General features: G+C 59.7%; 17 protein-coding genes and 4 tRNA genes. 10 read left to right on the top strand and 11 right to left on the bottom strand.

The window, feature by feature from the left end; all coding sequences use genetic code 11:
- The first annotated feature begins 82 nt into the window (after positions 1-82).
- The 6 genes from clpB (at position 83) to HU724_RS24120 (ending at position 5,148) form a co-directional block, all read left to right on the top strand.
- Positions 83-2,647: an ATP-dependent chaperone ClpB gene (gene clpB / locus HU724_RS24145; protein ID WP_016773142.1), complete on the top strand. Its 2,565-nt coding sequence runs from the start codon at positions 83-85 to the stop codon at positions 2,645-2,647.
- A gap of 297 nt (positions 2,648-2,944) precedes the next feature.
- Positions 2,945-3,020: transfer RNA gene (locus HU724_RS24140), tRNA-Asn, on the top strand.
- A gap of 9 nt (positions 3,021-3,029) precedes the next feature.
- Positions 3,030-3,106: transfer RNA gene (locus HU724_RS24135), tRNA-Pro, on the top strand.
- A 5-nt stretch (positions 3,107-3,111) separates the two neighbouring features.
- Positions 3,112-3,187 (top strand) — tRNA-Lys (locus tag HU724_RS24130).
- Positions 3,188-3,284: 97 nt separating this feature from the next.
- A tRNA-Pro gene (locus HU724_RS24125) sits at positions 3,285-3,361 on the top strand.
- A 161-nt stretch (positions 3,362-3,522) separates the two neighbouring features.
- Entirely contained in the window at positions 3,523-5,148 is a 1,626-nt protein-coding gene (locus HU724_RS24120) for a methyl-accepting chemotaxis protein (RefSeq protein ID WP_186569370.1), read from the top strand.
- A gap of 156 nt (positions 5,149-5,304) precedes the next feature.
- Here the strand turns inward: HU724_RS24120 and HU724_RS24115 are convergent, their stop codons facing one another.
- From HU724_RS24115 to HU724_RS24100, 4 genes are all read right to left on the bottom strand, one after another.
- Entirely contained in the window at positions 5,305-6,603 is a 1,299-nt protein-coding gene (locus HU724_RS24115; RefSeq protein WP_016773144.1) for an NAD(P)/FAD-dependent oxidoreductase, read from the bottom strand.
- Between the two features lie 63 nt (positions 6,604-6,666).
- Positions 6,667-6,840, bottom strand: coding sequence for a DUF3094 domain-containing protein (locus HU724_RS24110; protein ID WP_007909875.1), 174 nt, complete (start codon positions 6,838-6,840; stop codon positions 6,667-6,669).
- Positions 6,841-6,891: 51 nt separating this feature from the next.
- Positions 6,892-7,419, bottom strand: a complete 528-nt coding sequence (locus tag HU724_RS24105) for an MOSC domain-containing protein (RefSeq protein WP_056790453.1) — start codon at positions 7,417-7,419, stop codon at positions 6,892-6,894.
- Positions 7,416-8,042 (bottom strand): DUF1780 domain-containing protein, encoded by a 627-nt coding sequence (locus tag HU724_RS24100; protein ID WP_007909887.1) that lies wholly within the window; start codon positions 8,040-8,042, stop codon positions 7,416-7,418. Before HU724_RS24100 ends, HU724_RS24105 begins: the two co-directional genes overlap by 4 nt.
- A gap of 191 nt (positions 8,043-8,233) precedes the next feature.
- On the opposite strand from HU724_RS24100, the gene HU724_RS24095 reads away from it, so the two are divergent.
- Positions 8,234-8,923, top strand: coding sequence for an energy-coupling factor ABC transporter permease (locus HU724_RS24095; protein ID WP_024014345.1), 690 nt, complete (start codon positions 8,234-8,236; stop codon positions 8,921-8,923).
- Positions 8,924-8,988: 65 nt separating this feature from the next.
- Positions 8,989-9,204, top strand: a complete 216-nt coding sequence (locus HU724_RS24090) for a hypothetical protein (protein WP_186569369.1) — start codon at positions 8,989-8,991, stop codon at positions 9,202-9,204.
- 7 nt (positions 9,205-9,211) lie between these two features.
- Here the strand turns inward: HU724_RS24090 and yacG are convergent, their stop codons facing one another.
- Genes yacG through pilB form a run of 5 tightly spaced genes read right to left on the bottom strand, consistent with a single transcriptional unit; the run spans position 9,212 to position 13,823 of the window.
- Entirely contained in the window at positions 9,212-9,412 is a 201-nt protein-coding gene (gene yacG, locus HU724_RS24085) for a DNA gyrase inhibitor YacG (RefSeq protein WP_186569368.1), read from the bottom strand.
- On the bottom strand, positions 9,409-10,032 hold the full coding sequence (gene coaE / locus HU724_RS24080) for a dephospho-CoA kinase (RefSeq protein ID WP_186569367.1): 624 nt from the start codon (positions 10,030-10,032) through the stop codon (positions 9,409-9,411). Before coaE ends, yacG begins: the two co-directional genes overlap by 4 nt.
- A complete protein-coding gene (locus tag HU724_RS24075; RefSeq protein WP_186569366.1) occupies positions 10,029-10,901 on the bottom strand; it encodes a prepilin peptidase in 873 nt (290 codons plus the stop codon). Before HU724_RS24075 ends, coaE begins: the two co-directional genes overlap by 4 nt.
- Before the next feature lies 1 nt (position 10,902).
- The gene (locus HU724_RS24070; protein ID WP_095181835.1) at positions 10,903-12,120 is read right to left on the bottom strand and encodes a type II secretion system F family protein; all 1,218 of its coding nucleotides are present in this window, start codon (positions 12,118-12,120) and stop codon (positions 10,903-10,905) included.
- Positions 12,121-12,122: 2 nt separating this feature from the next.
- A complete protein-coding gene (gene pilB / locus HU724_RS24065; RefSeq protein WP_110603179.1) occupies positions 12,123-13,823 on the bottom strand; it encodes a type IV-A pilus assembly ATPase PilB in 1,701 nt (566 codons plus the stop codon).
- 226 nt (positions 13,824-14,049) lie between these two features.
- On the opposite strand from pilB, the gene HU724_RS24060 reads away from it, so the two are divergent.
- Positions 14,050-14,487 carry a pilin gene (locus HU724_RS24060; RefSeq protein WP_073475464.1) on the top strand — a complete coding sequence of 146 codons (438 nt, stop codon included), beginning with the start codon at positions 14,050-14,052 and terminating at the stop codon, positions 14,485-14,487.
- A 296-nt stretch (positions 14,488-14,783) separates the two neighbouring features.
- Entirely contained in the window at positions 14,784-15,137 is a 354-nt protein-coding gene (locus HU724_RS24055) for a BON domain-containing protein (protein ID WP_016773155.1), read from the top strand.
- Between the two features lie 264 nt (positions 15,138-15,401).
- Here HU724_RS24055 and HU724_RS24050 read toward each other — a convergent pair whose 3' ends face one another.
- Both HU724_RS24050 and HU724_RS24045 read right to left on the bottom strand, forming a co-directional pair.
- A complete protein-coding gene (locus HU724_RS24050; protein WP_186569365.1) occupies positions 15,402-15,701 on the bottom strand; it encodes a DUF2845 domain-containing protein in 300 nt (99 codons plus the stop codon).
- A complete protein-coding gene (locus tag HU724_RS24045) occupies positions 15,698-18,649 on the bottom strand; it encodes a DUF748 domain-containing protein (RefSeq protein WP_130902764.1) in 2,952 nt (983 codons plus the stop codon). The genes HU724_RS24050 and HU724_RS24045 overlap by 4 nt, the downstream gene beginning before the upstream one ends.
- Positions 18,650-18,821 lie beyond the last annotated feature (172 nt).

Raw genomic sequence — 18,821 nt, 5'->3', positions numbered from 1 at the left:
ACCGCATCTACAGTGGTATCTGGCAGGTTTCTTTATTCAGGATGGTTTCTTAGGTCCGGCCTGCTCAAAAGGAAGGTGACCCATGCGTATTGACCGTTTAACCAGTAAATTACAGTTGGCCCTGTCCGACGCCCAGTCGTTGGCGGTTGGCCACGATCATCCGGCCATCGAGCCGGCGCACTTGATGCAGGCCATGCTTGAACAGCAGGGCGGTTCGATCAAGCCGCTGCTGATGCAGGTAGGCTTCGACGTCAACAGCTTGCGTAAAGAGCTGACCAAAGAGCTCGATCAACTACCGAAAATCCAGAACCCGACCGGCGACGTCAACATGTCGCAGGATCTGGCGCGCCTGCTCAATCAGGCTGACCGTCTGGCTCAGCAGAAGGGCGACCAGTTCATCTCCAGCGAGCTGGTGCTGCTCGCCGCGATGGACGAGAACAGCAAGCTCGGCAAGTTGCTGCTCGGCCAAGGCGTGAGCAAAAAAGCCCTGGAAAACGCGATCAACAACCTGCGTGGTGGCGAAGCGGTAAATGACGCCAACCACGAAGAGTCGCGTCAAGCCTTGGACAAGTACACCGTCGACCTGACCAAGCGCGCCGAAGACGGCAAGCTTGATCCCGTGATCGGCCGTGACGACGAGATCCGCCGCACCATTCAGGTTCTGCAACGCCGCACCAAGAACAACCCGGTGCTGATCGGTGAGCCTGGCGTGGGTAAAACCGCGATCGCCGAAGGGCTGGCGCAGCGCATCATCAACGGCGAAGTGCCGGACGGCCTCAAAGGCAAACGCCTGCTGTCGCTGGACATGGGCGCGTTGATTGCCGGCGCCAAATATCGTGGTGAATTCGAAGAGCGCCTCAAAGGCTTGCTCAACGAACTGTCGAAGCAGGAAGGGCAGATCATTCTGTTCATCGACGAGCTGCACACCATGGTCGGCGCCGGTAAGGGCGAAGGCTCGATGGACGCCGGCAACATGCTCAAGCCTGCGCTGGCTCGCGGCGAGTTGCACTGCGTCGGCGCGACCACGCTCAACGAGTACCGCCAATATATAGAGAAGGACGCGGCGCTCGAGCGGCGTTTCCAGAAAGTCCTGGTGGACGAGCCGAGCGAAGAAGACACCATCGCTATTCTGCGTGGCCTCAAGGAGCGTTACGAGGTTCACCACAAGGTGGCGATCACCGACGGCGCGATCATTGCCGCGGCGAAACTCAGCCATCGCTACATCACGGATCGGCAGTTGCCGGACAAGGCCATCGACCTGATCGACGAGGCCGCCAGCCGTATCCGCATGGAGATCGACTCCAAACCGGAAGTACTCGATCGTCTGGAGCGGCGCCTGATTCAGCTGAAGGTGGAATCCCAGGCCCTGAAGAAAGAAAGCGACGACGCGGCGAAGAAACGCCTGGAAAAACTCCAGGAAGAAATCGAGCGTCACGAACGTGAGTACTCGGATCTGGAAGAAATCTGGAACTCGGAAAAAGCCGAGGTGCAGGGTTCTGCGCAGATCCAGCAGAAGATCGAACAGTCGCGCCAGGAACTGGAAGCCGCGCGGCGCAAAGGCGACCTGAATCGCATGGCCGAGTTGCAGTACGGGGTGATCCCCGACCTGGAACGCAGCCTGCAAATGGTCGACCAGCACGGCAAGAGCGAAAACCAGTTGCTGCGCAGCAAGGTGACTGAAGAAGAGATTGCCGAAGTCGTGTCGAAGTGGACCGGCATCCCGGTGTCGAAGATGCTCGAAGGCGAGCGCGACAAGCTGATGAAGATGGAGAGCCTGTTGCACAAACGGGTAATCGGTCAGGAAGAAGCGGTTGTGGCTGTGGCCAACGCCGTGCGGCGGTCCCGCGCGGGGTTGTCCGACCCGAATCGGCCGAGCGGCTCGTTCATGTTCCTCGGCCCTACCGGTGTCGGTAAAACCGAGCTGTGCAAGGCCTTGGCCGAATTCCTTTTCGATACCGAGGAGGCGATGGTTCGGATCGACATGTCCGAGTTCATGGAGAAACATTCCGTGGCTCGTCTGATCGGCGCGCCACCGGGCTACGTCGGCTATGAAGAGGGCGGTTACCTGACCGAAGCGGTGCGTCGCAAGCCGTACTCGGTGATCCTGATGGACGAAGTCGAGAAGGCGCATCCGGATGTGTTCAACATCCTTCTGCAAGTGCTTGAGGATGGCCGGCTGACCGACAGTCACGGGCGTACGGTGGACTTCCGCAACACGGTGATCGTGATGACCTCCAACCTCGGGTCGATGCAGATCCAGGAACTGGTCGGTGATCGCGAGGCGCAGCGCGCTGCTGTGATGGACGCGCTGACGTCGCACTTCCGTCCGGAGTTCATCAACCGGGTCGACGAGGTGGTGATCTTCGAGCCGCTGGCGCGGGATCAGATCGCCGGGATTACCGAGATCCAGTTGGGTCGTCTGCGCAGCCGTCTGGCCGAGCGCGAGCTGAAGCTGGAACTGAGCCCGGAAGCGATGGACAAGCTGATCGCCGTTGGTTACGACCCGGTGTATGGCGCACGTCCTTTGAAACGGGCGATCCAGCGCTGGATCGAAAACCCGCTGGCGCAGTTGATCCTGTCGGGTCATTTCATGCCTGGCGACACCGCCACCGGCAAGGTCGAGAACGACGAAATCGTTTTCGGCTAAGCCTCAGCGGCAATGAAACCGGGAAGGCCTCGCATTGCGAGGCCTTTTTTTCGCCAGGCTGTTGAACTCAAAGGAAAAGGCTTGTAAAGTGCGCCCCGCAGTCAGTCACCGGCAGCGTTTCAACCCACCGGGTTGGAATCTGAAATAAGTTGCAAATCATTAACTTGAAAGCAATTTAGGGGGTTGACAGAGGTGTTCTAGGTTGTAGAATAGCGCGCCTCAGACACACGAACGCAGCGATGCGAACGGGTGGCGAGATGCAACAAAGCTTCACCGTTGTAAATTGAAATATGTAGTTCCGTGATAGCTCAGTCGGTAGAGCAAATGACTGTTAATCATTGGGTCCCAGGTTCGAGTCCTGGTCACGGAGCCAATTTCAAACCGGGGTATAGCGCAGTCCGGTAGCGCGCCTGCTTTGGGAGCAGGATGTCAGGAGTTCGAATCCCCTTACCCCGACCATATTTGGGTCGTTAGCTCAGTTGGTAGAGCAGTTGGCTTTTAACCAATTGGTCGTAGGTTCGAATCCCACACGACCCACCATTTTTGAAACCAGTTTGCGCTGGGATCGAATCTTAAGATCAGAGGCCAAAAGCGCTGATCGAAGAAGGCGATCTTTGAAAGGTCGCCTTTTTTTTACCGGGGTATAGCGCAGTCCGGTAGCGCGCCTGCTTTGGGAGCAGGATGTCAGGAGTTCGAATCCCCTTACCCCGACCATATTGAAAATCCTCGTATCGAAAGATACGGGGATTTTTTTTGCCTGCCGAAAGCTGAATCCCTTCAAGTCGTCATACAACCTGCCGATAGCCCGCTAACACGAGGGGACTGCCAACGCTTCGCCCCTTGATCTGGCCATTACAAGAATAAGGGCGTTCGTCATGTTGCTTCGTCAGTTGAATATTGCTCCCCGGGCTGCCCTGGGTTTTGCCCTGATCGCGGTGTTGGTGGCCTTGCTCGGCGTGTTTGCGCTGGGGCAGATGTCGAGCATTCGCGACAGTGAGGTGGCGGTGGAGAACCGCTGGTTGCCGAGCATCCGTGGCGGCGACGAGATCCGTGAACTGATGCTGCGCATCCGCACTATCTCCCTGCGCATGGCGCTCGATCAGGATCCGGCCAACATCGCCACCTACCGTGGCCAGATGGACACCCGCGACAAGGAGCTGAGCGAGAAGATCGCCGCCTACGACAAACTGGTCGACACTGCCGAAGGCCAGCAGCTGTATGACCAGTTCAAGAAAACCTTCGCCGCCTATCGCACTGGCATTGCCCAGTCATTCACCCTTGCCGAGCAAGGCAAGCGTGACGAGCTGACCAAATTGCTCCTGGTGGACATGAAGACCGTGGTCGACGGCTCCGGCAAACAGCTCAATGATCTCGCCGATCTGTTCGCCCGCCAGGTCGCTGCCGAAAGCGAGAAGTCCGCCGCGCATTATGAAACCTCGCGCACCATCGTAACTCTGTTCATTGCCTTGGCAGCGCTGGCCACGGTGGCGCTGGCGATGTTGCTCACGCGCAGTATCGTGCGCCCGCTGAGCAGCGCCGTGGATGCCGCTGAAAGTGTCGCCAAGGGCGATCTAACCCGACCGATCGAAACCCATGGCAATGACGAAGTCAGCCGCTTGCTCAAGGCCTTGGCGACGATGCAACAGAACCTGCGCGAGACCCTGCAAGGTATCAGCGGCTCAGCTACGCAACTGGCAACCGCCGCGGATGAACTGAGCGCCGTTACCGTCGACAGCACCCAAGGCTTGCAAGAGCAGAACAACGAAATCGAACAGGCCGCCACTGCGGTTAACGAGATGACCGCTGCGGTGGAGGAGGTCGCGCGCAACGCGGTGTCGACGTCCGATGCCACGCGCCAGTCCAGTCAGTCGGCGCAATTGGGCCAGGAGCGCGTCAGCGAAACCGCCAGCGCGATCAATGCGCTGGCCAGTGATGTGCAGAACACCGGTGAACTGGTGCAGTCGCTGGCCAAACAATCGCAAGACATCGGTAAGGTTCTGGACGTGATTCGCGCCATCGCCGAGCAGACCAATCTGCTGGCGCTCAACGCTGCCATCGAGGCAGCACGTGCGGGCGAAAGCGGTCGCGGCTTTGCGGTGGTGGCCGACGAGGTGCGCGCACTGGCGTATCGCACCCAGCAATCGACGCAGGAAATCGAACAGATGGTGCAAGGCATGCGCAGCGGTTCGAGCCAGGCGCTGGAGTCAATGCAGGCCAGCGCATCTCGTGCGGCGAGCACGCTGGTTCTCGCAGAGCGGGCGGGTGAGGCGCTGGTGACGATCACGGCGTCGGTGCACGAGATTCACGAGCGCAACCTGGTAATCGCCAGCGCTGCCGAGGAGCAGGCGCAGGTGGCGCGGGAAGTGGATCGCAATCTGGTGAACATTCGCGACCTGTCGGTGCGTTCGGCTGCGGGGGCTGATCAGACCAGCGCATCGAGCCATGAGCTGTCGCAACTGGCCAATGCGCTGCAGGGCATGGTGCGGCGGTTCCAGCTCTGATGAACAGCGATTCATTGCAGGCCTTCGCCCACTGATTTGAGAACAGCACGAAAAAATGTGGGAGCGAGCCTGCTCGCGAAGGGGCCGGATCATTCAACGACAGTGTTGACAGACCCACCGCTTTCGCGAGCAGGCTCGCTCCCACAGGTTGGCGCCTTAGTGCAGTTTCAGACGCGGTTCGGTGCCACGACCAATCTTGCTCCCCAGCATCAGCATCGCCGTGCGAAACGGCCCGTACAGTGCCATCTGGTGCATGCGGTACAGCGACACATAGAACATCCGCGCCAGCCAGCCTTCGAGCATCACGCTGCCGGTCAGGTTACCCATCAAGTTACCCACAGCAGAAAAACGCGACAGCGAGATCAGCGAGCCGTAGTCGGTGTACTTGTACTCCGGCAGGGTCTTGCCTTCGATGCGCAGTTTCAGCGACTTGGCCAGCAGCGACGCCTGTTGGTGCGCCGCTTGTGCGCGCGGCGGCACGTTGCGATCAGTGCCCGGTTGAGGGCACGCCGCGCAGTCACCGAAGGCAAAGATGTTTTCGTCGCGAGTGGTTTGCAGAGTCGGCAGCACTTGCAGCTGATTGATGCGGTTGGTCTCCAGACCGTCGATGTCCTTGAGGAAACCCGGTGCGCGAATGCCGGCAGCCCAGACCTTCAGGCTGGCCTTGATCTCGTTGCCATCGGCGGTGATCAGGCTGTCGGCAGTCACTTCGCTGACTGCTGCGTTGGTCATCACATTGACCCCGAGCTTCTCCAGGGTCTTGTGCACCGGCCCGCTGATGCGCTCCGGCAGGGCAGGCAGCACTCGTGGGCCGGCTTCGATCAGCGTGATGTGCATGTTTTCCGGTTTGATCCGGTCCAGACCATACGCGGCCAATTCATGGGCGGCGTTGTGCAGCTCTGCCGCCAGTTCGACGCCAGTGGCGCCAGCGCCGACGATGGCCACGCTGATCTGCTCGACCACGTCGGTCTGCCCGGCGTGGGCGCGCAGATAATGGTTGAGCAATTGCTGGTGGAAGCGCTCAGCCTGTTTGCGCGTATCGAGGAACAGACAATGCTGCGCGGCGCCCTGGGTGCCGAAATCGTTGGTGGTGCTGCCGACGCTGATCACCAGCGAGTCATAAGCCACTTCACGCGCCGGCACCAGCTCGACGCCGTTTTCGTCATAGGTCGCGGCCAACTGGATTTTCTTCTGCGCGCGATCAAGTCCGCTCATGCGCCCGAGCTGGAACTCGAAGTGGTTCCATTTCGCTTGGGCGACGTAGTTGAGTTCGTCTTCTGAGGAGTTCAGGGAACCGGCGGCCACTTCGTGCAGCAGCGGTTTCCAGATGTGGGTCAGGTTCGCGTCGACCAGCATCACGCTGGCCGTGCCGCGCTTGCCCAGAGTCTTACCCAGGCGGGTAGCCAACTCCAGACCGCCGGCGCCGCCGCCGACAATGACAATACGATGGGACATAGGGATAACTCGCAAGGTTTTTAAAGGAAATCGGTGCGGTTACCCGAGGGAGCGCAAGGCAGCTCATAACGTCAGGTAACTGATAAATCGGCTCAACAGGCCCAGACCAATGGTCACTGCCAGCACCAGCACCAGGAGCATCCACGGCCGGAAAGGCCGGCGCTCGACACGGTGTTGGGACAGTTGCAGGTACTCTTCGACATGCTTTTGGTCTTCGGGGTTCAGGCGGCTGGTCATATTTGCCTCGTCAGGTAGACGTTACTGAATGAGCACAGGCTACAGCGGTTTTCAGCCCGGATTGAACGCAGCGTAGCCGCTGTCCGGAACCGGTTCGACGCACACGCTATCGTCGAGGCGAATGATGCCGCTTTGTAACACCCGGGCAGTGATCCCGCCATGCCCGCGCACGGCTTGAAACGTGCCCGGGCCGAGATTGTTCTGCAAGCGTGCGCAGGGCTGACACCAGCCAGTGGTTTCGAGTATCGCTTGCCCGATGCGAAAGCGCCGCCCCTTCAGGCTAAACAAATTGATTCCGCTTATAACGAGATTGCGCCGCAGATCTTCAGGCCGGACCGGCTCGTCATCGGGACGGCCCATCAATGCATTGATCACCGCCAAGTGCTCCCACTGAATCAGCGTCACCTGTCGCGCATTGCGAACGCCCGGGCGGGCGTGGTCGCCGGTGAGCCCGGCTTCCAGCCGCGCCTCGACCGCCTCGAGCTCAAGCATCGGCCCACGGGACTCTGGACGCACGCCGATCCAGCGCACACGACCGGTTTGCGGAACCTCAGCGATCAACTGCTGCAGCGGCGTCACAGGCTGATACCCACGTCGAACACAATGCTGCGGCCGAGGTTGCTGCGCAGAAAGTCCGGTGCGTCGGGGTGGGCGAACAACACGCGGGCGAATGTCGGGCCGACCAGCGACAGCGAGCGCCAGCCCTGACGCAGATATTCGGTCGGTGGCGGGAAATGACTGTTGAGATCGAGCACTTCGCGCTTGAGGCTGGCGAAGGCGATGATGTCCAGTTCACCCAGATCCATGCCGCGTTCCTTGTAGTTGTGCGCCTTCTTGCGCAGGGTTGGCGCCAGACGCAGGAGAAATTCATTGGCCGGGATGCGTTTGGGCTTGGCTTCGCGGCGCACCAGTTGGCTCAGGGAAAACGCGCTGCGCCGACGCTGCAATTCGTCGCGCCACTCGTCATTGAGACGGCGGCCTTCATCGAGGACGAAAAAAACTTCGAAGTTGGCATCGCGGAACAGTACGTCCGGCGGCTCACCGGCCGGGGCGAATTCGTCGGCGCGGTAGGGGATGTTCAGACCTTGCAGCAGGCGCTGGCAGACCCAACGCTCACGCTCCCATTTGCGGGCATTGGACAGGAACGCGTTGGCCTGCTCGGCCGCGATGGTCAGCAGGCGTAAATAATCTGAATCATCCATAAGCCCAAGCTTAGCGTCCAAATGCGACAAGCAGATAGCTTTGCATCGGCTCAGACATAAACGTCGCGCGATTGCGCCCTTGTAGGAGCTGCCGAAGGCTGCGATCTTTTGCTTTTATAAACAAGATCAAAAGATCGCAGCCTTCGGCAGCTCCTACAAAAAAAGCGTGTCGAGTAGCAGGTGAGGGAATCATGATCGGTGCCGAACTGCTGTCCTCGGCAAGCCTGACGCTAGGCTGGCTGATTTATCTGCCGGTGCTGCTCTGGGCGATCATGCGTGCGCCATGGGTCGAGCTGTTCAGCGACAGTCGCCGGCAGCACTTGCTGTTCGGCACGGTGTTCGCGCTGTTTCTGCTGTGGCTGGTGCGCAGGGATTTCGACACCGGCGTGTCTTATCATTTCATCGGCATGACCGCGGTGACGCTGCTGCTCGATTGGCCGCTGGCGATCGTCGGCGGCCTGGTTGCGCAGATTGGCCTGGTGCTTTTGGGCCGTCAGGACCTGGCTGCGGTCGGCGTCAATGGCGCGTTGCTGATTCTGCTGCCAGTGCTGATCACCGAATGCGTGGCGATTCTGGTCGAGCGTGCGCAGCCACGCAATCCATTCGTTTACATCTTCTGTTCCGGTTTCTTCGCCGCTGCGTTGTCAGGCCTGTTGTGCCTGATTCTGAGCCTGACGTTGCTGTGGTACGACGGCCTTTTCGCCATGCCGGAATGGCTGGAAGATTTCGTCGGTTACCTGTGGTTGCTGCTGTTTCCCGAGGCCTTTATCAACGGCATGGTTGTCAGCGCGTTGGTGGTGTTCTGCCCGGAATGGCTGGAGACCTTCAACCGCACCCGTTACCTTTCGGCGCCGTGGAAGGACGACGATCCGAAGTCTTGATCCACATCAAACCGGCCAGGCCGCAGAGATTTCATGCTCGCGCAAATCCCTTCAGGAGCAGTGGCATGGGCGTGTACGAATGGGCGCGGCAGGAAACCCGGCAGAGTCTGGAGCTGGCGCAGGAAGTGGGCTTCGACCCGGGCCTGAGTTTGCGCGCCCTGCTCAGCGCCGTGGTGCAGCAGAGCAAGGCAGTGCGCAATGCCGAAGACCTGGCCGACGAGTTGCGCTTTCTCGCGGAGAACCTCGACGACAGTCAGGACTACTGCTTTATGCGGCCCTGATCAGCGATCAGTGACGCGGATCGAAATCGCCGGAAAACAGCTCGTCCTCGGCATCCGGGGCGAGCGGAATCTTGTGCTCTTCCGAGGCCCAGGCGCCGAGGTCGATCAGTTTGCAGCGGTCGGAGCAGAACGGACGGAATTTGTTCGCCGGGGTGAATTCGACGGGGGCGCCGCAGGTTGGGCATTCAACGGTTGGAATCTGGCTCATGCTTGGCCTCCGGATAAAGTCAGATAAAAGTGATGCAGACGCTCGACTTCGCTGTGCAGCCAGGCAAGGTCACGGTCGTTGACGATCACGTCGTCGGCACGGCTTACGCGGTCTTCACGGCTCGATTGCGCCTTGAGGATCGCCTGCACCTGCGCTTCGCTGGTCTGGTCACGCTGCAAGGTGCGTTCGATCTGCAGTGGTTGCGGCGCATCGATGACCAGAATGCGCTGGGTCATCGCGTATTGCCCGGACTCGATCAGCAACGGTGAAACCAGAATCGCGTAAGGCGATTTTGCCTGCGCCAGGTGATGAGCGATTTCTTCGCCGATCAACGGATGCAACAGCGCCTCTAGCCAACGCCGCTGTTCAGGGTCTTCAAAAATCAGTTTGCGCAGGGCGGCACGGTCCAGTGTGCCGTCGGCCTGCAACACGCCGGAACCGAAATGCTCGGCGATTTTCGCCAGCGCCGGACGCCCCGGTTCGACTACCCAGCGCGCCGCATGATCGGCATCCACCACGTGCACGCCGAGGTCGATGAAGTGCTGCGCCGCCGCGCTTTTGCCGCTGCCGATGCCGCCGGTCAGGCCGAGGATCCAGGGTTTTTCCACAGGGGTATTCATTTCAAACCGACAGACTGCCAATAGAAGTCGGTTATTTGACCACCCCAGAGCAAGGCAATCCAGCCGGCAATTGCCAGAAAGGGTCCGAAGGGGATCGGCGTCGAGGTTGCCTGGGCGCGCAGACGCAGCATGACGACGCCCAAAATCGCTCCCACCAAGGATGACAACAGAATCGTCAGCGGCAGAATCTGCCAGCCACCCCAAGCGCCAAGCAAGGCCAACAGCTTGAAATCGCCGTGACCGATGCCGTCCTTGCCGGTGAGCAGTTTGAACAGCCAGAACACCGACCACAGCGCCAGATAACCCGCCACCGCGCCCCACAACGCATCGGGCAACGCCACGAACACGCCGAAGCTGTTGACGATCAGCCCCAGCCACAGCAGCGGCAGCACCAGCACATCGGGCAGCAACTGATGTTCGCAGTCGATCAGACTCATCGCCAGCAAGCCCCACGTCAGCAAAATCAGCAAGCCCGCCGGCCAGCCGAAGCCCAGATGCCATGCGATGAATGCCGAGAGCAGGCCGCAGGCCAGTTCGGTCAGCGGGTAACGTTTACTGATCGGCGCCGAACAAGCCGAGCAGCGCCCGAGCAGGCACAGATAACTGAGCAGCGGAATGTTTTCCCACGGGCGGATCCGATGTCCGCAATGCGGGCACGCGGAGTGCGGCAGCATCAGGTTGTAGGTCGGCACGGGCGTTTCGCTGGGCAGGCCGAGCACATCATGGGCTTGCTGGCGCCAGTCACGCTCAAGCATTTTCGGCAGGCGCCACACCACAACATTGAGGAAGCTGCCGACCACCAGCCCGAGCAGCAGCGCGCTGACCACAAAGGCCAGCGGATACACGGCAAACAGTTCGTCGATAGGCATGTCAGATCGCTGAGCCGAGTTGGAAGATCGGCAGGTACATGGCCACCACCAGTCCACCGACGATGACCCCCAGCACCACCATGATGAACGGCTCCATCAGGCTGGTGAGGTTGTCGACCATGTTATCGACTTCGGCTTCATAAAAACCGGCGACCTTGTCGAGCATGTCATCCAGTGCCCCGGACTCCTCGCCAATGGCGGTCATCTGCACCGCCATATTGGGAAACACACCGGTGCTGCGCATCGAGAAATTCAATTGCATACCGGTCGAGACGTCTTGCCGAACTCGCAGCACCGCGCGCTTGAACACCACGTTGCCGGTGGCGCCCGCCACCGAATCCAGCGCCTCCACCAACGGCACGCCGGCGGCGAAAGTGGTCGACAGGGTGCGGGCGAAACGGGCGACGGCGGACTTGTACATCAAAGTGCCTACCAGCGGCAGCTTCAGCAGCCAGGCATCGCGGCGGTCGCGCAGGGCCTGCGATGTCTTCAACGCGTGGCGAGTGCCGAAAAACGCTGCCACCAGCGCAAAAAGAATCGCCCACCACCACTGCTGCATGAATTCCGACAGGCTGATGATCATCAGGGTGAAGCCCGGCAGTTCGGCGCCGAACCCGGAGAATACCGACTGGAACTGCGGCACCACCTTGACCAGCAGAATGCCGGTCACCACCGCCGCCACCAGCACCACTGCAGTAGGGTAAGTCATGGCTTTCTTGATCTTGGCCTTGAGCGCTTCGCTTTTTTCCTTATAGGTCGCCACTCGTTCGAGCAACGTGTCGAGAGCACCGGACTGTTCGCCGGCGTCGACCAGGTTGCAGTACAACTCGTCGAAGTATTGCGGTTTCTTGCGCAGGGCCGTGGCGAAGCTGTTACCGGCCGCGACCTCCTGTTTGACCTCGTCGACCAGTTTGCGCATGGCCGGGTTTTCGAAGCCTTCACCGATGATGTCGAAGGACTGCAATAGCGGCACGCCGGCCTTCATCATGGTCGCCATCTGCCGGGTGAACAAGGCGATGTCCTGCGGTTTGATGCGTTTGCCCAAGGTCAGCAGGGAGGCGGACTTCTTGCGCACCTTGCCCGGGTTGATCCCCTGTTTGCGCAGCTGCGCCTTGATCAGTGCGGGGTTCTGCCCGCTCAACTCGCCGCTGACTTTACTGCCTTTGCGGTCGGTGCCTTCCCAGGCGTAAACGCTGACTTTCGCTGCCTTGACCGCCATGTTCAATCCTTGGTGACCCGGTTGATTTCCTCAAGGCTGGTGATGCCTTGCATCGCCTTGTGCAGCCCGGAAGTGCGCAGATCGGCGAAGCCGTCGCGGCGCATCTGAATGTCGATTTCCAGCGAATTGCCTTCCGCCATGATCAACCGTTGCAGGTCCGGTGTGTTCTTTACCACTTCATAAATCCCCACGCGTCCTTTGTAACCGCCGTTGCAGTGATCGCAACCGACCGGCTCGTAGATCGTGAAATGGCCGATGCGTTCCTCGGGGAAGCCTTCCTTGAGCAAGGTTTCGTGCGGGATTTCCAGCGGCCGCTTGCAGTGCGCGCACAATTTGCGCGCCAGACGCTGGGCGATGATCAGGCTGACCGAGGTGGCAATGTTGAAACCGGGAATGCCCATGTTGTGCAGGCGCGTGAGGGTTTCCGCCGCGCTGTTGGTGTGCAGGGTCGACAGCACCAGGTGGCCGGTCTGCGCGGCCTTGATCGCGATCTCGGCGGTTTCCAGATCGCGGATCTCGCCGACCATGATCACATCCGGGTCTTGACGCAGAAACGAGCGCAGCGCCTGGGCAAAGTCCAGCCCTTGGCGGGGATTGACGTTGACCTGATTGATGCCTTCCATGTTGATTTCCACCGGGTCTTCGGCGGTGGAAATATTGATGTCGACGGTGTTGAGGATGTTCAGCCCGGTGTACAGCGACACGGTTTTACCGGAACCGGTGGGGCCAGTGACCAGAATCATCCCTTGCGGCTGTTTCAGCGCGGCCAGGTACAAGGCCTTTTGCTCGGCTTCGTAACCCAAGGCGTCGATGCCCATTTGTGCACTGGACGGGTCGAGAATCCGGATCACCACTTTTTCGCCCCACAGGGTCGGCAAGGTGTTGACGCGAAAATCGATGGATTTGCTTTTCGACAGGCGCATCTTGATCCGCCCGTCCTGGGGTTTGCGTCGTTCGGAAATATCCAGACTGGCCATGACCTTCAGGCGAGCGGCAATACGCCCGGCCAACTGGATCGGCGGCTTGGCCACCTCGCGCAGCATGCCGTCGGTGCGCATGCGCACCCGGTAGTTTTTTTCGTAGGGTTCGAAGTGCAGGTCGGAAGAGCCGCTCTTGATCGCATCGAGCAGCATCTTGTGCACAAAACGTACGACCGGGGCGTCGTCGGCATCGAGGCCGCCGATCACGTCCTGTTTGTTGTCATCGATGGACTCGACGTCGAGGCCGTCGAGATCGACATCGGCCATTTCTTCCAGACCCGAGGCGTGGCTGTCGAAGAACTTGTCGATGGCGTCGCTGAGCTTGTCGTCCTCGACCAGAATCGCCTCGGTGCTCAGGCCGGTGCTGAACTGGATGTCGCTGATCGCCTGCTGATTGCTCGGGTCGGAAAGGCCCACGAACAATTTGTTGCCGCGCCGCCACAAGGGCAGGGCGCAGTGCTGACGAACCAGTTTTTCACTGACCAGGCCCTTGGGCTGAGTCTCCTTGTCGAGGCAGCTGAGATCGAGCAGGGCCATGCCGAAATGTTCGGAAGCGATCTCGGCAATTTGCCGGCTATTGACCAGTTTGTTGTGTACCAGGTAATTGACCAGCGAGACGCGATTGCGCTGGGCCTGCGCCCAGGATTGCCGGGCACTTGTTTCCGTGAGCAGTTCGGCCTGGACCAATTGCTTGGCCAGACCGCTCAGAGCGATGTCATTCATGGGGATTCCGCACGCTTGCCGTTCATGACTTATAGCCTAGTCAAGTGACAGCGCCAAACACGGCCGGTGCAGGTGACAAAAAGTGTCAGATAGTGCGGTTGCGGGTTGTAGGAAACGGCGCAGAAAATCGCGCGCGCCCAGCAGGCGGGGCCTGAAAGGCGTTGGCATGGGCTGTGCTGAGCCTTGTTCAGATCATGAGATTTCGACTCATGCATGGAGCGTGTCTATGAAAAAACAACAAGGTTTCACATTGATCGAGCTGCTGATCGTCGTGGCGATCATCGGCATTCTGGCGACTATCGCCCTGCCTCAGTATTCGAAGTATCAGGCGCGGTCGAAGGTTACGGCGGGGTTGGCGGAGATTAGTGCATTGAAAGTGCCGTTCGAGGACACGATCAATCAAGGCACAGCTCCAACTCTGGCCAACGTTGCCAATGGTGCGACTACTACCTCCAACTGTACGTTGGCAGTTACAGGCACAGCCGCGACTGGCGAAGGCACGCTTACCTGTACCCTGCTCAATGCACCAGGTCCGGTGTTAGGTAAAACCATTACGCTTTCTCGTTCCGGGGCGGCGACGGGGAATACCTCCGGTGTTTGGACGTGTGCGACGACGGTCAACTCTGATTATTCTCCGCGCGGTTGCACGGCCAGCGGTACGTAATCACAAAGGTGAATAATCAGAATGCCCCGCACTGCGGGGCATTTTCATATCCCGACACTTCACAAAAGCTCCAATAATTTCAGCAGCTTATGAACTTTCCAGAAAACCGCAACTTGCATGCGAAGATTGGGCGAGTCATGCATTTTGCATGAAAACGAAAATAGCCTGTTTTCGTAACTCGTTGTTTTTAAACGAATTGGCATGCCAGAAAAAGTTGGCACAGCGTTCGCAATATCTCCGGTAACCCTGCTGACAAGCGTTACAGCAGACTTCCAGTAAAAACAGGAGTTACTCGTATGAAGAAGTTCGCTATCACTGCCGCTGCTACCGCTCTGACCCTGACCATGGCTGGTGGCGCTTTCGCCCAGTCCGCTCAGGCTACCCAAGCGCCGATGGTTCTGGCTGCCGGTGAAGTTACCGAAATGAAACAAGATACCAGCGACACCTGGATCACCACCAAGGTCAAAGCTGACCTGGTTACCGAAAAAGGCATTCCAGGCACCGACATCAAAGTCGAAACCAACAAGGGTGTAGTTTCCCTGTCGTCGACCACTGCGGTAACCGAGTCGCAGAAAGAAGTCGCCGTAGGCATTGCCAAGAAAATCAAAGGCGTTAAAGCGGTCTCCGCTGACGGCCTGAAAGCCGAGTAAGGCAAGACTTCTCGCCTGAACCGGGAGAAGACGCGACAGACGGGCCGAGCAATACGTCTGCCGCAACTTTAGAGTTCATGCGAACGGTCACACGGATGTGACCATTACAGGCCCCGGCACTTGTGTCGGGGCCTGTTCTATTTTGGGCAATACCAATGTGGGAGCGAGCCTGCTCGCGAATGCGTAGTGTCAGCCGACAAGTTCGTCAGTAGACAGACCGTATTCGCGAGCAGGCTCGCTCCCACAGGGTGAATTTCGTAAGGCTTAGTTACCGCGTTTGCTGTTGATCTGCCGCAGGCGATTGCCTTCGAAGCGCAGGTATTGATACATGCCGTTGTTCGGGCCGTAGGTCCATTCCTCGACCTGAAACTCTTCGCGGCGATTGGCACTGCGCTTGTAGCCGAGCACGTCGCGACTGACCGGCTCGCCGCATTTTTGCTGCACCTCGCTGGCGCGGTCGCCGAGGCTGATCAACTGGCTGCCGCAGCGCAATGTATCCGAAGCCGACGCGTGGCCGGCGGCGCAGGTCAGAGCGAGCACAGCCAGCCAGTTACGCACGGTCATTCTGCATCCAGGTGCATTTGCGTGACCACGCGGCCATCGCTTTCGGCCTCGCCGAGGTTGGCGTCGATGAAGTACACGCGGTCATCTTCCAGCTTGCCCTTGTCGACCAGGTAATCCTTGATGGTGCTGGCGCGATCCTGGCCCAACTGTCGCAACAGCACCTCGCTGCCGCTCCAGAACGCGATCACGCCTTGGCGCATTTTTGCCGTGCGTTCTTCCTTGCCCAGGTCTTTCCATTCTGCCGGTGGCTGGGTTTTCAGGCGGGTGCGGTAAATCCCTTCGAGCAATGCGCCTTTCTCGCCTTCGGGTACTTGCAGCAGCGAGGCCTGGGCCGGGACTTTGTCGCCACGGCGCTGGAGCATCTTGTAGTAGTTGTATTGGTATTCGCGTTCCAGACGTTGCTCGGCGAGCAGTGGCCCATCACTGCTCTTCGCGGCAGTGCCTTCGATTTCCAGGCGCAGCGCCGGACGTTCCTTGAGCGCTTGCGACAGTTTCACCAGCGCCGCTTCGGCGTCTTTGCTCAGATCGCTGGAGCCCGGCGCGAAGGACACCGTGCCGAGGTCTTCGGAGCCGCCGCCACTGACCAGCCCGCCGATCATCTTGAACGGCGCGGCGGCGGCTTTGACGATCAGGTTGCGAAGGGTCTGCCAGACGATCGGCATCACGCTGAACTGTGGATTATTCAGGTCGCCGGTCACCGGTAATTCGATGGAGATCTTGCCGTCGACGTCCTTGAGCAGGGCGATCGCCAGTTTCAGCGGCAGACTCACTGCATCAGGGCTGTCGACCTTCTCGCCCAGTTGCAGCTGCTCGACGACGACTTTGTTCTCGGCTTTCAGTTGGCCCTTGGTGATCAGGTAGTGCAGATCGAGGTTGAGCCGGCCCTTGCGGATGCGGTAGCCGGCGAACTTGCCGGAGTAGGGCGTCAGGGTCGTCAGTTCGACGCGCTTGAAGCTGGTGGCGATGTCGAGGCTGGCCATCGGGTCGAACGGATTGACCGCACCCTTGATGGTCACCGGCGCATAACGGTCGACCTTGCCTTTGATGTCAACGCTGGCCGGTTTTGCCTGACGGCTGTCGATGGTGCCGATCTGACCGTTGAGCTGCTGCACGGCGGTGGCGAAATTCGGCGTCAGGCTGAAGTCGGCAAAGTTGGCCGAGCCGTCGTTGATCGCAATCGCACCGATGTGAATGCCCAGCGGTTTGTCCTTGCCGGCCGGTTTGGCTGCGGTGCTTTTTGCTCCGCTGTCGGCCGGTTGCGGGATCAGCAGGTCGTCGACGTTGGTGGTGCGATCGTCGTTGATCATGAAACGCACATACGGCTGCAACAGGTTGACCTTGTCGATCGACAGGCTGTCGCCGTGCTGATAATTGATGCCGTCGACCACCACTTGCTGCCATTTGAGGAAGTCGCGGGTCTTCAGCGTATCGAGGGTGTGCAGTTGATCAATCTGCGCGCGGCCGGTGACGCTGAGGGCCAGTGGCTCGGTGCTCTTCAGGTTGACCTTGAGGTCACTGCCGAGCATGCCGCTGCGCAGTTCCAGGCGAATGAACGGGTTGATGTAGGACTGCGCGACACGCAGGTCGACGTCCTCGGTTTTCACGTTGAGCTGTGCGTTGACCGGGGCCAGATTGACCGTACCGTCGGCGCTGATCTTGCCTTGCTTGCCCAGACCGCTGTCGAGCTTGAGCTTGAAAGGCGAGCCGTTGAGGCTGTCGAAATCCTGCAGGTCCACGTTCAGCGGGGTGATGTCCAGCGCCACCGCCGGTTGCGCCGAGCGGTCGGCGAGATGGACCGTGTAGTTGCGCAGTTGCACATCCTTGACCAGCACCTGCCATGGCTTGCTCGGGGCGCTTGGCTCAGGTTTCGGCGAGTCGGCGGCGGCCGGTGTATCCGTAGGTTCGGCAGCGGCTTTGGCCGCCGGTTTCGACGGTTGGCTGGCGAACAGCTTCTGCCAGTCCAACTGGCCGTCGGCTTCCAGCGCCGCCCAGGTTTCCAGTTTGTTGCTGCGGATCTTGCCGACCACCACTTGCTGCTTGGCCAGGTCGAGCGAGGTTTCGCTGACGTCGAGGCGTTCAAGCCTGGCCAGCGGACGTCCGTCCGGAGCCTTGATGGCGAACGGCGCAATGCTCACCGCGACGTTGTTCAGCAGCAGTTCGGTCTGTTTTGACAGGTTGAGTTTGTACTCGGTGCTGAGGCTGACCACGCCGTTTTCCAGTACCAGCGGCACGGCGTCACGCACGTAGGGCCAGAAGGATTTCATCTGGCCATCGGTGACTTTCAGGGTGCCTTCGGAGGTGAACGGGATCAGGCTGAAATTGCCGGTCCAGTCGATCCGCCCGCCAGCGGGGCCGATGGCGACGAGGGTCATGTCGGCGCTGTCCTCGGGCAGGGTGCTGAGGTTTTTCAGCTCGAAACTGAGGTCGTCGTAAAGAAATTCGATCGGCTCACTGGGCCGCATATCCTCGAAATGCACCACGCCGCCGGCCAGTTTGATGTTGTCGATACGCAGCGGGAATGGCTTGGCGTCGGGATCGGCGGGTGTCGGCTCGCTCGGCGGCAGGTTGAACAGGCCCAGCAGGTTGAGCTTGCCGTCCTTGGCGAAGAGGATTTCGCTTTTGGGTTTGTCCAGTTCGATGTCGGACAGGTGCAGGGCCTTGGTCCACAGGCTGTCGATTTGCAGGTTGGCATAGAGGCGATCGAAGCCGACCTGCTCCTTGCCCGGCTCGCCGATGACCAGGCCCCACAGGGAAACTTCCAGGCTGAACGGGTTGAGTTCGATGCGCTGCAGATGCGCCGGCACCGTCGCGTAGTTGGCCAGTTGCTGGTTGGCCACGCGCAAGGCAATGCCCGGCAGGATCAGAAACCCCAGCAGGCTGTAGAGGGCCAGGGCTGTCAGCAGTGCGCCAATCGCGCGAATCAATCCTTTGGGCATGTGCGGCTTCATCTGTCTGAATCGGAGTGCCTTGGAGTATGGCACGCGATTCTGGTTCCGAAGTGCTTGATGTGGGACAGGATTGTTCAGAAATTTCTGTAGGAACAGATCTCCCTTGTGGGAGCGAGCCTGCTCGCGAATGCGCTGGTTCAGTGAAAAACAAGTCGACTGACACTGCGCTTTC

Origin of the sequence: Pseudomonas iranensis (genome assembly GCF_014268585.2) — a bacterium.
GTDB classification, from domain to species: Bacteria; Pseudomonadota; Gammaproteobacteria; order Pseudomonadales; family Pseudomonadaceae; genus Aquipseudomonas; species Aquipseudomonas iranensis.
The sequence above is the reverse complement of the archived record's forward strand: the minus strand, read 5'-3'. Positions and strand labels throughout refer to the sequence as shown.